This window comes from Candidatus Hydrogenedentota bacterium, from assembly GCA_012730045.1.
Classification (GTDB): Bacteria; Hydrogenedentota; Hydrogenedentia; order Hydrogenedentales; family CAITNO01; genus JAAYBR01.
Genome location: JAAYBR010000101.1, coordinates 1 through 14,643, shown reverse-complemented (window position 1 = coordinate 14,643; position 14,643 = coordinate 1). Strand labels below are relative to the sequence as shown.

Below are 14,643 nucleotides of genomic sequence, written 5' to 3'. Positions count from 1 at the left end.
GGGCAGCCGAAACGGGGACGGGCACCCAAAGACAAGGCCGGCGGGACGCCAGCGGTACGAAGAAGACCTGCGGGGCAGTTCCGTACCGCAGGCGTCCCGCCTGCCTTGTCTTCTTCCCGGCGCGCAAATTTCGGATGCCCCTTCAGGGCATGTCTCCGGGGAGCCTCCTCCCCAGGGCAGGCCTGGCCCTCCGGGCGGCGGCCTGACCTGGGCTATAGGCGGATGTCCCGTTGGGACAACAAAGACAGAATCACATGACCGAGGGACGTTCATGCTGCACGCAGGCGCCTCCTAAAGCGCGTTTTAGTGCAATAGCCCTGCCGCTCCCTCAGGGGGCGGCGGGAACCGCGTCGAGGCCAAGCCCCTTCAGCGTGATCTCGCAGTCGTAGCTGCCCGGCACCTCCCACCCCAGGTTGAACGAGGTGAGCCGCAGGTCCCCGAAGCGGCTGTCCTTCATGAAGCCCCTGGCCGCGGCGGTTTCCAGCGCTTCGCGCAGCAGGGGGAGGATATCGCAGGAAATGGTCCGCCATTCCCCCAGTTTCACGGGCCCCTCCTGCACCCGGCTTCCCTCCACCGTGTAAATGAACTTGTGCGAAGCCAGCGGCTGGCCCGCGTCCTCGGCCTGGTGGCCGGGAGGGAGGGGGTGCCTCGCGTCGAACAGGGGCACGCCAAACCACAGCATGTCCCCCTGCCCGGCCGACGCCCTGTTCGCGTTGTGCGCCGTCCAGAATGCCGTGATGTGGGCCGTGTGGAGGCCGGGGTCGGCCTCCCCGGGGGGCGGCCCGTCACACCGGTCCACGCGGAAGGAGACGCGGAAGGGCAGGGCGGCATACGCCGTCAGCGGGTCATCGCGGGAAATCTTCTGCTCGACCAGCAGGTGCGGCCAGGGCTCGCCGTGTTTCCTGGGGCCGTCCGGGTACTCCGCCGGGCCGTTCACCCCCAGCACCACACCCTCCCCGGCGAGGCCCCCCGGCAGCACGGTCACCCGCTTCCCCTCGTTGCTCCGGGTCCGTGCGCCGTCGGCGGAGACGGTTTCCGGGGCCGGGAGAAGATTCCAGCGGGTGCCCCACTGTGCGAGCCGCCACTGCGGCGCGGCCCCGGGCACACCCGCCAGCACGTTTCCGATCTCCAGCGGGGGATCGGCTGTCGAGACGGCGGACAGGTGGAAGCCCCCCTCCAGCGCAAGATCCCTCAAAAGGGGGGACGGCGGATTTTCCGCATGCGCAGTGATTGCAGACATCAACAGAAGCGTTGGAAGGAGGGGAAGGTGCCGCATGAAAAGTCTCCCCTGCGATCATACCGGGGCGCACGGCGCCATGCAAACGGCGATGGCGGGGAAAGGGCGAAAAGTGATAAGATGAGGGGAGCGGGCATTTGTGTCCCGGCAGGCACGTCGAAAGGGTGTGTTCAATGTTTTGGGGCCGGAAAGACAAGGAAGACCGGACTGCGCCGTCTCTGGGAACGAATCGCCCGCCCGCGGGGGCCGTGTCCGGTCCGGCGGGGTCCGGCCCCCAGCCTTCCGTCCGTCCACTGCGGTCACAGCCGCCCCCGTCTGAGGAGGGCGGGAACACGTCAGAGGGCGCCGAATCCCTTCCCCAGGCGCTGCTTGCCCAGGGAAAGGTGAACCCGGCGGACATGCAGCGCGCCCTCCAGCGCGTCGCGGAGACCGGCGTGTTCATCGGGGACATTCTGGTGGAGGAGGGGCTGCTCGACGAGGAGGCGCTGCTGACCTTTCTCGCGAAGTACTGCAAGATTCCCCATCTCAGCCTGCTGGACTACCTGATAGACGAATCTCTCTTTTCGCTGATTCCCCGGGACGTCTGCGTGAAGCACCATGTGCTTCCCATAGACCGGATGGGCAAGAACCTGACCATTGCCATGGTCAACCCGCTTGACGCGGCGGCCCTGGATGCGATCCGCGGGCACTGCCCGGGACTGCGGGTGAAACCGATCCTGTGCGCCAGCCGCCATTTCGAGACGGTCATCCGGCGCTTCGTCTCCGTCTCCGTCCCGCCCGCCGCCGCCCCGGGCCCCTCCGGCGCGTACCCTTCGTCCGGTGTTTCCCGTTCCGCGTCCGCCCCGGCGCCCCTGGTCTACACGGGTCCCCTCCCCCCCGCGCCGTCCTCCCCGTCTTTCTCCCAGAAGGGGCAGGAAAAGGCGCACCAGACGCTTTCCGATGCCGACGAAGCGCTGTTGCAGACCGTTTTCGAGATGACCCCCGTTGAGAGCGACGAGGATCTGGGGGTGGAGGACCTGCTCGCGGCGCCGGATTCCGCGAGGACTTCAGACGACGGGAAGCAGGTGCGGACGACGCCGGAGGATGTGGCGGTCACCATGACCAACGTCATGATGGACAGCATGCGCAACACCTACGGCATTCTGGCCCGCCGCATGGACCTTTTCCGGGGGATTTCCCCGGAGAACGTGGCCCGCGTTTTCGCCAAGGGCCGGACGGAGGAGTTCTCCGAGGGCGCCTGCATTTTCGCCAAGGGCTCCCACGGGGACACCATGTACGTCATCCTCAGCGGGGCGGTGGCCATCGTGGACGGCGACCGCATCCTGGCCACGATGGAGCAGGGGGAGATGTTCGGGGAAATGGCCCTGGTCACCCAGTCGGCGCGCACGGCGGACGCCCGGGCCGTCAGCGACGTGGCGGTGCTCTCCCTGACGATGGACGACATCATGAACACCTTCGGCGGGGAGGTTTCCTGCCAGATCCTCGTGAACATCATCATCGCCCTCAGCCACCGGCTCCGCAAGGCCAACGCGCAATAACGGGCCGGCTTAGCGGTCGGCGGCGACGCGCACCGGGTTTGCCAGCACGCCCAGCACGGGGTTCAGCACCTCCATCTCGTCGCCGTCCTTCAGGGCGGACACCCCCTCCGGGGTTCCCGTGGAGATCAGGTCGCCCGGTTCCAGCGTGATGAATCGGGACACCGCCGCGATCAGGCGGGGAATGCCGAAGATCAGCCGGCCCGTGTCGCTCTGCTGCCTGGTCTCCCCGTTCACCCGCACCTCCAGCGGCGTCTCCACCGGCTCCGAAAAGAGCTCCGGCATCGCCACCACGGGGCCGAGGGGGCAGAAGGTGTCCACGCTTTTCGCGCAGAACCACGGGTTGCCCTCCGCCATGGCGGCACGCTGCATGTCCCGCGCCGTCACGTCGTTGACCAGCGTGTACCCCGCCACATGCGCCATCGCGTCCTTCTCGGACACCCGGCAGGCGCGCCTGCCAATGACCACCCCCAGCTCCCCCTCGTGGTCCACCCGGCCCAGCGACGCGTCAAAGCGCACCGGCTCCCCCGGCCCGATGCAGGCCGAGTTGGCCTTGGAGAAGAAGACCGGCTCCTCCGGAAGCTGGTTGTCGAACTCCGCCACGTGCGCGGCGTAGTTTCTTCCGATGGCGATGACCTTTCCGGGCCGCCAGGGAAGCGTGAACGCGGGCACGCCGGGAAACCAGCAGTCCTCAAAAGCATCCCGGCCCTCCATGCGGTCCGCCACCCGCCGGTAGGTCTCCGGCGTGAAACGTCCCGACCGGATGAGGTCGCCCACATCCCGGATTCCGTCCGAAAACGGGAGGCCGTCCTTGGGCAGCGCCCGCGCCGCCGCCACGGTGAAATTGAACCAGCGGTCCCCCAGCGGGGCCGCGATCACGGGGGTTCCGTTCCAGAGCACCCGGCCGAATTGCATCTTCTTGACTCCTTTGGCGCGCCTTCAGAAGCGGTCGGCGGCCCACACAAACGGCACCCGCTTCGGAAACAGGGTTTTCAGGAATGCGGCCCCGCCGCCCCGGGAAAAGGGCAGGCGGTCGTGCAGGATTTCCTCCGGATGGCGGAACCCCGCGATCAGCTGGGCCAGTTCGCGCCCGTTCAGGGAGACCTTGCAGCGGCCGGAGGCAGCGGAGACATCCACCGCGCCCCGGCGCGCGCGGACGCGCCAGGGGGTGCGGTCCACCACCAGCGTGACCTCCGCGTCTCCGCCGGTCCCCCCCGCCAGCAGGTGCTCCCACTCCGGCACGAGCGACTCCAGCGCCTCCCCCGTGTCCACCACCGCCAGCATGCCGTTGGCGTTGCGGTCGGTGCGCATGGCGTGGTCCGCGCGGAAGGCCAGGAGGTGGCGGATCACCGGATGGCTCGGCGGCGCGAGGAATTTCACCCGGCCGGCGCACTCCGCCCGCGCCAGCCGCGCCGCCGCGCGGATGAGCGCCGGGCACGCGTCATACCCCGCGACCCCGGCCTCGTCCACGACGTAGTCCGTTCCGTCGGGCCGCCCCCGCAGGTAGGCGGTGACCTTGCCCTGTTCGTCAATCAGGACGCGCGCTTTCTCCCAGCGCGTCCACTGGTTGCTGATGTGCGCGGCGCTCCGCACCAGCGAGCAGGCGGTCTCCTCGTCGTTTGCGGCGTGCATCCGCTGCACGGCGGGGATGTCCCCCGGCTTGATCTTCCGGATGCGGCAGGCGGGCGAGGCCTCCGGCGACGCGTCGCGCAGGGTGATTGTGGTGGAATACTCCGCGAGGGCCGTGGCGAAGCCCCAGCGGTGGTAGAAGTCCGGGATGCCGAACAGCATGGCCGTGTGGAAACGGTGGGCGCGCAGATGGCGCATGGCGTCGTCCATGACCAGGCTGGTCAGGCCGCGCCGCCGGTAGGCCTTGTCCGTCGTGACGCAGCCGAACCCGGCCATTTTCAGGCGCGCCTCGCCCACGCGGATGGTGTCGGTGGTCATCCGCAGCGCGGCGGCCACCTGCCCCCGGTGGAGGGCGATGCGGATGTGCTCCCGCTTGAACCCCGGATAGGTCATGCCGACGGTGTTCACCCACTCCGCCCCCTCCCAATAGTCGGCGAAATGCGCCTTGGCCATCAGCTCGTTGGCCTGGCGCAGTTCCTCGTCCGTTTGGGCGGCCTTTACAGTGACGTCATCCATTCCCATGCCTTCATCCTGCGGGCACGCCGGCGCCGCGCCGCCATGCCGGTGTCAGGGGCGCTCGAAGCGGGCCGCGAATCCGCCGCCGGGCGCGAGTTTCAGGGTAAGGGTGTCCGACGCCGACACGGCCCTTTCCGAGCGCGTGTGGCTGGTGCCTTTCACGGCGGCCTCGGGGCCGTCCTCGAACAGCACGGCCTTCCACTCCCCCGCGCCCAGGAAGGACAGGGGAACGGTGACCTCGCGGGCGTCCCAGTCGGTCATCGCGCCGAGCCACCAGCGCTCCCCGTTTCGCCGCGCCACCACCACGAAGTCGCCCGCCCGGCCGTCCAGCGCGCGCGTCTCGTCCCACGTGACGGGCACCGCGGCGATGAAGTCCCGGCTTTCGGGGTTCTCGTCGTAGGCGCTGGGGCTGTCGCTGAGCATCTGCAGGGGGCTCTCGAACACCGTGTACATGGCGAGCTGGTGGCACCGCGTGCCCAGGCTGGACGGCAGGTCGAAATTCGCCGTGAAGACGTCCTTCTGCGCGTTGCGCATCGCGCCGGGGGTGTAGTCCATCGGCCCGGCGAACATGCGGATGAAGGGGATGGCGGTGCAGTATTCGGGGTCGCTCAGGACGGACCACTTGGACTGCTCCATGCCCGCCACGCCCTCGCGCGTGATGAGGTTCGGGTACTCCCGTCGCAGGCCCGTCGGCTTGAAGGCCCCGTGGAAGTCCAGCAGCAGGTGGTGGGCCGCCGTGGCCTTCGCCATGCGCTCGTAGAACTCCACGATGATCTGGTCGTCGCGGTCCATGAAGTCCACCTTCACGCCCTTGACGCCCCATTCCTCCAGCTGGGACAGAAACGCGTCGCGCTGGCGGTCCAGGGTGCACCACACGCACCACAGCACCAGCCCCACGTTCTTTTCCTTGCCGTAGCGGATCAGCTCCAGCAGGTCCACCTCGGGGCTGAGCTTGGTCACGTCCCGCGTGTCCGACCAGCCCTCGTCAAGGATGGCATATTCCAGCCCGTTCGCCGCCGCAAAGTCTATGTACCGCTTGTAGGTCGCCGTGTTCACGCCCGGCGTGAAGTCCACGTTCCACATCTGGTTCGCGTGCCACCAGTCCCAGGCCACCTTGCCGGGCTTGATCCACGAGGTGTCCGCCAGCGCGCAGGGCCGGTTCAGGCGGTAGACCATGTCGTTCTCGATCAGCTCCGCGTCGCGGCGCGCCACGCCCACCACGCGCCACGGGAAGGTGCGGGTGCCCGCCGTCTTCGCGATGAACGGCTCCGCCTCCCGCACGCGGATGTAGCGGTCGCGGAAGGGGACCTCCTTCTTCGGATACGGCGCGAAATGCCCGCGCAGGGTCGTCGCGTCCTGCTTGTCCCGCGCCAGGAACATGCCGGGGTAGGAGTACAGGTCGGACTCCGTGAGGACCAGCGCGGGCCCGCCGTCCACGCGCACCAGCAGCGGCGCGAAAGCCAGCTCGTCATCCGTCCATTCGGAGAGCTTCTGCGTCGTGTACGGGGCCTCAAAGGAGGTCTGCACGGTCTTGGTCTTCGTGCGCATCATCGTGAAGTCCCCCGGGAACACGAAGGAGGCCGTCTCGTCCTCCACAACGATGTCGCCGTCCAGGGCGGTCTCAAAGCGCCACGCCGCGCCGTCGTCAAACACGCGCACCGCGAGGGTGTAGTCCCCCGCGAACGCGACGCGCAGCTCGTTGTACTTGTTCGGGATGACCGCCCGCTTCTCCGCGACCACCGGCGTGATCGTCTCGTCCACCGACGCGGTGGCCACCTCCCGCATCTTCGGTTTGGCGCCGAGCGTCTTTCCCTTGTACAGTTTCAGGGCGAGGGGCGACGGGGAAACCACCTGCTTCCCGTCCACGGTCAGCGACCAGGTGAGCTGCTTTTCCACGCCCACCTCCACGGTGATCCGCCCGTCGGGCGACGAGACCGACTCCGCCCCCGCGATGGCCGGCAGGAGGAGCATTCCCGCCACTGCCGCTGTCCACAACGTCCACTTGGTCCACGCCGTCCACCGTAAGCGCCCGAACATGATGAGATTCCTCCGAAAGGTTGTTGAACCGGTCCAGCATAAGAAATCAGGCTCCCCTACGGCAAACGAAACCCGACACTTTCTCCGCAAAGGCGGCCGGGGCCTCCAGATGCGCGGCGTGGCCGCAGTCCGGCAGGACTTCCAGCGCGGCGCCGGCCAAACGCGCCGCCATCTCCCGGAGGATGCCGCCGTGGCGGGAGTCATGGGCGCCCGTGATCAGCAGCGCCGGGCTGGCGGTTCGCGAAAGGGCGTCCCACAGGGACGGCTGAATGCCGCGTCCAAAGGCGCGCAGCGCCGCCCCCGGCGCGTTGGGCCAGGACGCGAGCCGCGACAGGATCACCCGCTCGAACAGGACGGGTTTCTCCGCCAGGGACGCGAAAAGCGGCTGGGTGTACCACTCCCGAAGGAACGCTTCACACGCGCCGTCCTCCCAGACCGCCTGTTCCAGCCGTGCGGCGAGAGCCGCGTCCGCCGCGCGGCGCGCGGCGCGCCCGTCCGCGTCCGCGATGCCGGGCGAGCAGGATTCAAGGGTCAGGGACAGGACATGCTCCGGGAAATCAAGCGCCCATTGCAGGGCGAGCCTTCCGCCGAGGGAATACCCGCCAAGGTGCCAGGGCGGAGCCACCCGCCCCGCCACGGCCGCATCCAGCAGCCGCACCGCCCCCGCCCAGTCGAGGCCGTCAGGGAACTCCGTGCCCCCGTGGCCGGGGAGGTCCGGGGCGAGCACCCGCACCCCGTGGGGAGCGAGGAGGGCCGCCGCCTCTTCCCAGTTGCCGCCGTGGCCCAAGAATCCGTGCAATAGCACCAGGGGCAAACCGTCCTTCGGGCCGAATTCGCAGACCTGCACGGGAACGGAGCCGCTCACAGGCCGCCCATTTCGGCCAGGGACGCGTCCACGCGCTCCGCCAGCATCCGCTGAAGCGCGCCATGTCCGGCGGCATTCTCCGCGCGGTCGGTGCGCAGCTCCACCAGTTGCGGACCCGCAGAAGGCGGGGCGGCGGCGAGAAGGTCCCGCAGGGTCTCCGGTGTTCCGGGCGCCTCATGGTCCCAGCCGAACAGGCGGGCGGCATACCCGAAGCGCAGCCCGTGCGGCGCGGCGAAGCACTTCTCAAAGTGGTCCTCATGCCGCGACGCGGGCAGGAAGGAGAAGATGCCGCCGCCGTCGTTGTTGACCACGACCAGGCGGAAGGGCGCGGCTGTCTCCCGCGCCAGCAGGAGGGAGTTCAGGTCGTGCAGCGCCGCCAGGTCGCCCAGCAGCGCCGTCGTGGGAAGTCCCGCGCCGCGCGACGCGCCCAGGGCAGACGCCACGCACCCGTCAATCCCGCTCGCGCCCCGGTTGGCCAGCACGCGCGGCCCCGCGCCGTCGCGCGCCGCGCCGTACATGTCCATGTCTCGCACGGGCATGCTGTTGCCGAGAAAGAGCAGGTGCCCCTCCGGACACGCGCGGGACAGTTCCAGCGCGGTCCCGGACTCCGTGAGGGTACGCTGTTCCGCGTGCCATTCGGCAATGCCGTCGGCGGTCCTGGCGGACAGCGCGCACAGCGGCTCCGCCCAGGGGGACTTCGGGAAGAACTTGGCGGGGGGCGCCAGCCAGCGGCAGAAGGACGCGGCATCCACATCCAGCCGCTGCTGCACGAGGCAGGCGGGGTCCTGGTTTTCAGGATGTCCGGCGACGGTGATGTATTCCGGGCGCACCCGCGCGAGGTGGCCCAGCAGGCGCTTGGACACGAGGGGGCCGCCGAGGTGCAGGACGCATTCCGGGGCGAAGGCCTCCTGGAACCGTTCCGACAGCAGCATCTGGTCATAGTGCGCAACCAGGGGCGCGCCGTGCGCGCCGAGGCGCAGGCCGCTGGTGACATCCGCGAGCACGGGCCACTGCAGCGCCCGCGCCAGAACCAGGGCGGCGGCCGTCTCCGCGGGGGAGTCCAGCGCGCCCACCACCAGCGCGCCTCGCCGCACATTGGACAGGTGCTCCAGCAGCCACGCCTCCGTCGCCTCGTCCACTGTCTCCTCCGCGCGGTGCCACCTCGTCTGCGGGGCCTCCCCGGACGGCGTCCACGGGGGCGTGTCCTCCGGCTCCGGCAGCAGCGGCTCGCGGAACATGCAGTTCAGGTGCGCCGGCCCTGCGGGGCTCCGCCGGGCGAGGTGCAGCGCGTGGGCGGCGACGCCCGCCGTGTGCGCCTCCGGCGAGGGGTCGTCGGGGCAGGGCAGCGTCACGGACATCCGGGGATAGTCGCCGAAGAGATTCTGCTGGCGGATGGACTGGTTCGCCCCCCGGCGCAGCAGTTCCGGCGGCCGGTCCGCCGTCAGCACCACCAGCGGCACGCGGGCCATGGCTGCCTCCACCACGGCGGGCAGGCAGTTCGCCGCCGCCGTGCCCGAGGTGCACACCAGCGCGGCGGGGCAGCCCGCCGCCTTCGCCCAGCCGAGGGCGAAGAAGGCCGCGCCGCGCTCGTCGGGATGCACCACCAGCTCCGCGCCGGGGTGCCGCGCCGCCGCCACCGCCAGGGGCGCGGACCGCGCCCCCGGCGACGCGCAGAAGAGCCGCACGCCCCCGGCGACCAGTTCCGCCACCAGCCGGTCCGCCCGGCGCAGGTTCTCAAGCCCCGTGTTCTTGTCCGTCATGCCGGAGCACCCTCAGGAAATTGCGCATTTTCGTCTCGATTTCGGCCCATTCCTCCGCGGGAACGGACCCGGGCACCACGCCCGCGCCGTTATACACCGTTAGCGTGTCCCCGCGCACCAGTCCTGACCGGATGGCCACGCAGAACTCCAGACCGTCCCGGGCCACCCAGCCCACGGGCGCGGCGTACAGCCCCCGGTCAAAGGGCTCCTCCCGCGCGATCCAGTCCAGCGCGCGGTCGCGGGGCGTGCCGCCCACCGCCGGGGTGGGGTGGAACGCTTCCAGCAGCGCGCCGTCGTCCGCGTTCTCCCGCAGCATGCCGGAGATCCGGGTGCGCAGGTGGCGGCAGTGCAGCAGCGTCAGCAGGCCGGGTTCCGGGTCGGCCTCCACCGCGCCGCACAGGCGGTCAAACACGGCGCGCAGCGCCGCCGTCACCAGCCCCTGCTCGCGGCGGTCCTTCTCGCTCGCCAGCAGGGCTTCCGCCAATGAAGCGTCCGCTTCCGGGTCCGCGTCGCGCGGGCAGGTGCCCGCCACGGCCTCGCTCTCCAGCAGCCTGCCCGACCGCCGGAGCAGACGTTCCGGCGACGCGCCCAGAAACGCGCGGTCCCGCGCCGGGTGGAAACAGAAACAGAACGAGTGCCGCGTGCTCCGCACCAGCCGCCGCAGCACCGCGACGGGATCCAGTTCCCGGTCCGTGGTGAACCGCGTCTCCCGCGCCAGCACCACCTTCTCCAGTTTTCCCCGGTCAAACGCCGCCAGCGCGCGCGCCACCATCTTTTCCCAGTGCGCGCGGTCCGGCAGGTCCTCCCGCGAAAGGACGCGCGGGGGGCTGGGCCGCTCCGGTTCCATGAGACCCACCGCCGCCAGCGCCGCGCGCGCGGCGTCCGCCGCCCCGCGCAGGCTGCCCCGGTCATCCGCCCGCAGCGTGGCCGCCAGCGTGGTCCGGCCCCGTTTTCGGTGCAGTTCCAGCAGGGGGGCCACAAAGCGGTATCCGAGGAATTCCCGCCACTGCGTCGGGCGGCCGTTCCCCGGCTGAAACCGGAACCCGCCGTAATACCGGCCCTCGCCGGGCCCCTCAGGAAGATGCCGCCGCAGGTGGGCGAAGAGTTCGGAAGGTGTCTCCGGGCCGTCCGCCGGACTGGCCACATCGGCCTCCCCCAGCCCGGCGTTCTCGAACAGCCCCGCGCGGTCGCGCCAGTAATAGCGCGTCACGCTGGACTGCGCCGCCAGCCATTCCAGCGGGCACACCGGCGGCGCGGGCACCTCCACCCGCACCAGACGCCCCGGCGAAGGACGGCCCGGGGCCGCCGCGCGCACTGCTCCGTCCAGCGCGGACAGGGCGGGTGCCAGTTCTGTGAGGGGGGCTGTGTCCAAGAAAACCGCCGTTCATCCACCTGCGGAACGCCCCAAGCATCCCGCCCGCGCCCAGTCTAGGCGAGCGGCAACACGGGATTCAACGCGCAGGGCGTGAGCAAGACGCCCAATCCAGCGCACCCTGGGATCGCCAAGCTCCAGCTTGGCGCCGCCATACATCGGCGTCGCAGGTGCAGCACAGGTTGCTGCAAAGGTGACGGGTCTCTTGGTCGGCTCTGGGAATGCGCCGACCGTGAAGGAGCAGGCCCGACTATTGTGACCCTGTCCGGATTTCTGATACCGTGGGCATGTTGACGCGGAAGACCCCTGCAAGGACCATGTGTTCGGCCATACAGCTGGCGCCGGAACACGGGAATTGCGGGTCACCCGGGAGCGAAGGAGGGCGGCATGTTCTCAAGAGGGATTGCGACGGCGGTGCTCTGCGCCGCGTTGGCTGCGGGAGCCGATTCCGCGACGCTGGCGGTGCCCGGAGACCACGCCACCATCCAGGCGGCCGTGGACGCGGCGGCACCCGGAAGCGCCGTGGTCATCCAGCCGGGCGTGTATCACGAGTCGCTCGTCATAGGAAAAGACATCACCCTTTCCGGCGCGGAGTCTGGGGAGGTGGTGCTGAGCAACACGGTGCGCGCCGGGGAAATTGTCAAAGTCACATCCGGGGCGATGGTGGAACTGCAACGCCTGATTCTGGAACACAACGACAAGGAGCCGGAGAACGGGAGGGCGAAATACCCCGACCTGATTCTGGCCGAGGGCGCGCGTGTCCATATCCAGCACTGTGTGATGCGCAACGGCGCGGGATGTGGAATCGCGGTCCATGGAGACTCAGACGTCCGGGTGGAGGACTGCCGCATAGAGGGCAATGTTCAGATCGGCATCGTCGTGCGCGGCGAGAGCGCGCGTGGGCATTTTGCGCGCAATGTGGTCTGCGGGAATTCCTTGGGCGGCGCCACAGTCTTCCAAGGGGGCTTCGGCGAGTTCACAGAAAACACGTTCAGCGAAAACCCGCACCATGGAATTTACCTCTTCGGCCCGGGCCCCCGGGACGCGGTGATCCGTGGAAACCGCGTGGAGAAGAACGGGGGGGCCGGAGTGCAGGTTGAGCATTATGCCGGGGTCTTTGTCGAGGAAAACACGGTTAGGGAGAATGCCGGGGCCGGCATCTGGGCCTGCTGCGGGACGGAGGCGGTTCTGCGCGGGAACACGGTGGAGAAAAACACGGGGCCGGGCATCCGCGTTGCGGGGATCGGGACCAACATCGAGGTGGCGGAAAACGCCTGTTCCGGGAACAAGGGGGCGGGGATTCTCGTGGCGGCGGCCGCGCGCGCGGCGGTGCGGGACAACACGTCCCGCGGGAACACGGTGAACGGGATCGTTGTCCGCGACTGGTTCACCTCGGCGGAGGTGGACGGGAACACCTGCGAAGAGAACGCGGTCCACGGCATTCTGGCGGCCCAGGGCGCCTCCGTTTCCATCGCAGGGAACATGTGCCGGAAAAACGGCGGCCGGGGCGTGGCCGTGAAGGACGAGGGCACGGAGGCCACAGTCGGGGAGAACACCCTTGCGGAGAACCACGAGGAGGCACCCTTGATGGACCTTCCCCTGTCACGGCAGACCCCTGCGGAAAAAACGTATCTCGGCTGGGCTCTGGCCGCCGGGGAGCATGACTATCTGGAAAACACCCTTGCCCGACTCCGCGAGGGGAAGTGCCGGGATGCGGAGGGGAAATGGCAGCTTGACGAGTTTTACGAAGGACTGCGCAATGGATACGGGAACCTGACGTGGCATTACAAGGATCCCTACATGGCCTGCGTCCGGAAGTGGTGCAGCGAGCGCCCCGATTCCGTTTCAGCCCGGGTGCTGCTTGCGCAGGTGTACCAGAACTATGCCTGGGATCTGCGCGGTCCAGGGTACGGCGCTGAGGTGACCCCGGAGGGGCGGAAGGGGTTTGAAGAGAACTTCCGCCGCGCGGAGAAGGTGCTGGAGGAGGCCGAGCCGCTGGCGGGAAACGCGCCCGAATTCTACGAAATGTGGCTGGCGACGGGCACTGCCCTTGGGTATTCCAGGGAGAAACAGCGCGAAATCTTCATGAAGGGCGTGGCGCTGGCCCCCGATTATTTCCCCCTGTACTCTGAAATGGCCCTGTATGTACATCCAAGTTGGCGCGGGTCCGGGGAGGAACTGGTGGCGTTTTTTGCCGAGGCGCGAAAGCTCTCCTCGGAGTCGGCCAACGACACCCTGTACGCCGAACTGGTGACGGAACAGATGGGCATTTTTCACTGTGAGTATTCCGGAAGCGGGGAGATGGCGGAGTGGGTCGGCCTCGACGCGGGGTTCAGGCAACTGCTCCAGGAATTCCCCGATTCAAGACGATACCTGAACAACTACTGCGGCTGCGCCTGTCTGTTCCGCCAGAGGGAACTGGCCAAGGAGTTGTTCGGCAGAATCGGCGACCAGGGAGATACTGAAACTTGGGGGGAGGGGGACGAGAGCCAGTTTGCGGCCTATGCGAAATGGGCCCGGGAGGAGGGAGTGCCGTTCCCCTGCGATGAACAGACAGAGGCGGCCGAAAGGGAAGACTTCTGGGGCGATCCATCCAACTGGTTGCGCCTGGCCTTCACGGCGGCTGCGACCCTGTCCCTCCTTGCGTCCCTGGGCATTCTGGTGTTTTTCGCCGCGCGCGCGCTCCGGCGAAAGGACCGCTGAGGGGTTTTCGGCTACTTCCGCTGGAGCTTCTGGATGGTGTCGGCGACCTCGTCCGGGATGCCGTGCATGGTGAGTTCCACGCCCGCATTGCCGGCTGTGGAGATGAGTATCTCCCGGACGCCCAGGAGCCGGTGGAAGAAGGATGCCCGAATCTCGATGCTGCGGATGTCCTTCACCGCGATCTGGATGGTGTTCACGGAGAAGATGCCGATCCGCGCGATGATGTGCGATCCGGTCACCTGGTACTTGTGGGAGATGCGGCGGAACCACACCCCCAGCAGGAGCAGCAACCCGATTCCGAGTGCCGGGATGAGCACCACGCCGAAGAAGGTCTGCCAGAAGTAGTAGCGCCAGAGCGGGCTGCCCTCCCAGACGTACTCCGGCGCGGCGGCCGCGGCCGCGTCCTGCGCCAGCCCCTCGGCGGTGAACTTCTTCCCGCACTCCTCGCAGTAGACTTCCCGGCCGATTTTTTCCTCGGCCACGGGCTGGCTCAGGCCGCAGGACGGGCAAACCACCTGGCTCATGGGCAGACTCCTCCGGTTGGCAAAACAACAAAATCTGGCGGAGGGGGCGGGACTCGAACCCGCAAGGCCGAAACCGCCGGTTTTCAAGACCGGTGCCTTACCAATTAGGCTACCCCTCCGGGCAAACGCCGACTGGTCACCGCCAGATTGTCCCACACCCGACCGACGTTTTCCAAATGACGCCCTCCAGCCGCAATTGCCGAATACGATGCCGCAGAACCCGGGGCCATCGCGGGCACGAGATTGCTTCAGGCGCTGCGCGCCTTCGCAATGACGGGGAAACATGCGTCATGGCGAGCGAAGCGAAGCCATCTCGTTCCCGCCGCAGCCCCGGCACAGCGCGTCATGGCGAGCCCCTGACCGCCGTGGGCGGGAATTCTGTCCATGAAGCCATGGATACGGGTGTCCTTTCCCTCTTCACCCCGGAGGGGTGAGGGCCATTAGCCGGTGGTTGAGCGAAGCGAT

The 14,643-nt window shown here is 68.6% G+C and carries 10 protein-coding genes and 1 tRNA gene; 2 read left to right on the top strand and 9 right to left on the bottom strand.

Annotated elements, in window-relative coordinates:
- Positions 1-328: 328 nt before the first annotated feature.
- Complete coding sequence (locus GXY15_10810; GenBank protein ID NLV41701.1) at positions 329-1,195, bottom strand: hypothetical protein; 867 nt, start codon at positions 1,193-1,195, stop codon at positions 329-331.
- Positions 1,196-1,620: 425 nt separating this feature from the next.
- Here GXY15_10810 and GXY15_10805 point away from each other — a divergent pair, with 425 nt between their 5' ends.
- The gene (locus tag GXY15_10805) at positions 1,621-2,775 is read left to right on the top strand and encodes a cyclic nucleotide-binding domain-containing protein (protein NLV41700.1); all 1,155 of its coding nucleotides are present in this window, start codon (positions 1,621-1,623) and stop codon (positions 2,773-2,775) included.
- A gap of 9 nt (positions 2,776-2,784) precedes the next feature.
- On the opposite strand, the gene GXY15_10800 is transcribed toward GXY15_10805, so the two are convergent.
- The 6 genes from GXY15_10800 to GXY15_10775 are packed head-to-tail and all read right to left on the bottom strand — an operon-like array spanning position 2,785 to position 10,951.
- Positions 2,785-3,687 (bottom strand): fumarylacetoacetate hydrolase family protein, encoded by a 903-nt coding sequence (locus GXY15_10800; GenBank protein NLV41699.1) that lies wholly within the window; start codon positions 3,685-3,687, stop codon positions 2,785-2,787.
- Positions 3,688-3,711: 24 nt separating this feature from the next.
- The gene (locus tag GXY15_10795) at positions 3,712-4,923 is read right to left on the bottom strand and encodes a GNAT family N-acetyltransferase (GenBank protein NLV41698.1); all 1,212 of its coding nucleotides are present in this window, start codon (positions 4,921-4,923) and stop codon (positions 3,712-3,714) included.
- A gap of 45 nt (positions 4,924-4,968) precedes the next feature.
- Positions 4,969-6,954: a glycoside hydrolase family 97 protein gene (locus GXY15_10790; GenBank protein ID NLV41697.1), complete on the bottom strand. Its 1,986-nt coding sequence runs from the start codon at positions 6,952-6,954 to the stop codon at positions 4,969-4,971.
- 46 nt (positions 6,955-7,000) lie between these two features.
- Complete coding sequence (locus tag GXY15_10785) at positions 7,001-7,819, bottom strand: alpha/beta fold hydrolase (protein ID NLV41696.1); 819 nt, start codon at positions 7,817-7,819, stop codon at positions 7,001-7,003.
- A complete protein-coding gene (gene menD / locus GXY15_10780) occupies positions 7,816-9,579 on the bottom strand; it encodes a 2-succinyl-5-enolpyruvyl-6-hydroxy-3-cyclohexene-1-carboxylic-acid synthase (protein NLV41695.1) in 1,764 nt (587 codons plus the stop codon). Before menD ends, GXY15_10785 begins: the two co-directional genes overlap by 4 nt.
- Positions 9,554-10,951, bottom strand: coding sequence for an isochorismate synthase (locus GXY15_10775; protein NLV41694.1), 1,398 nt, complete (start codon positions 10,949-10,951; stop codon positions 9,554-9,556). The genes menD and GXY15_10775 overlap by 26 nt, the downstream gene beginning before the upstream one ends.
- Before the next feature lie 387 nt (positions 10,952-11,338).
- Between GXY15_10775 and GXY15_10770 the strand changes: the two genes are divergently transcribed.
- A complete protein-coding gene (locus tag GXY15_10770) occupies positions 11,339-13,654 on the top strand; it encodes a DUF4034 domain-containing protein (protein NLV41693.1) in 2,316 nt (771 codons plus the stop codon).
- 11 nt (positions 13,655-13,665) lie between these two features.
- On the opposite strand, the gene GXY15_10765 is transcribed toward GXY15_10770, so the two are convergent.
- Together GXY15_10765 and GXY15_10760 are read right to left on the bottom strand one after the other, a co-directional pair.
- On the bottom strand, positions 13,666-14,178 hold the full coding sequence (locus GXY15_10765; protein ID NLV41692.1) for a PH domain-containing protein: 513 nt from the start codon (positions 14,176-14,178) through the stop codon (positions 13,666-13,668).
- A gap of 35 nt (positions 14,179-14,213) precedes the next feature.
- A tRNA-Ser gene (locus GXY15_10760) sits at positions 14,214-14,297 on the bottom strand.
- Positions 14,298-14,643: the final 346 nt, after the last annotated feature.

Bases quoted from the DNA above. Each gene is read 5' to 3' on its own strand.
- GXY15_10770 (NLV41693.1), top strand. From the start codon at position 11,339: ATGTTCTCAAGAGGGATTGCGACGGCGGTGCTCTGCGCCGCGTTGGCT.
- menD (NLV41695.1), bottom strand. From the start codon at position 9,579: ATGACGGACAAGAACACGGGGCTTGAGAACCTGCGCCGGGCGGACCGG.
- GXY15_10765 (NLV41692.1), bottom strand. From the start codon at position 14,178: ATGAGCCAGGTGGTTTGCCCGTCCTGCGGCCTGAGCCAGCCCGTGGCC.
- GXY15_10800 (NLV41699.1), bottom strand. From the start codon at position 3,687: ATGCAATTCGGCCGGGTGCTCTGGAACGGAACCCCCGTGATCGCGGCC.
- GXY15_10795 (NLV41698.1), bottom strand. From the start codon at position 4,923: ATGGGAATGGATGACGTCACTGTAAAGGCCGCCCAAACGGACGAGGAA.
- GXY15_10790 (NLV41697.1), bottom strand. From the start codon at position 6,954: ATGTTCGGGCGCTTACGGTGGACGGCGTGGACCAAGTGGACGTTGTGG.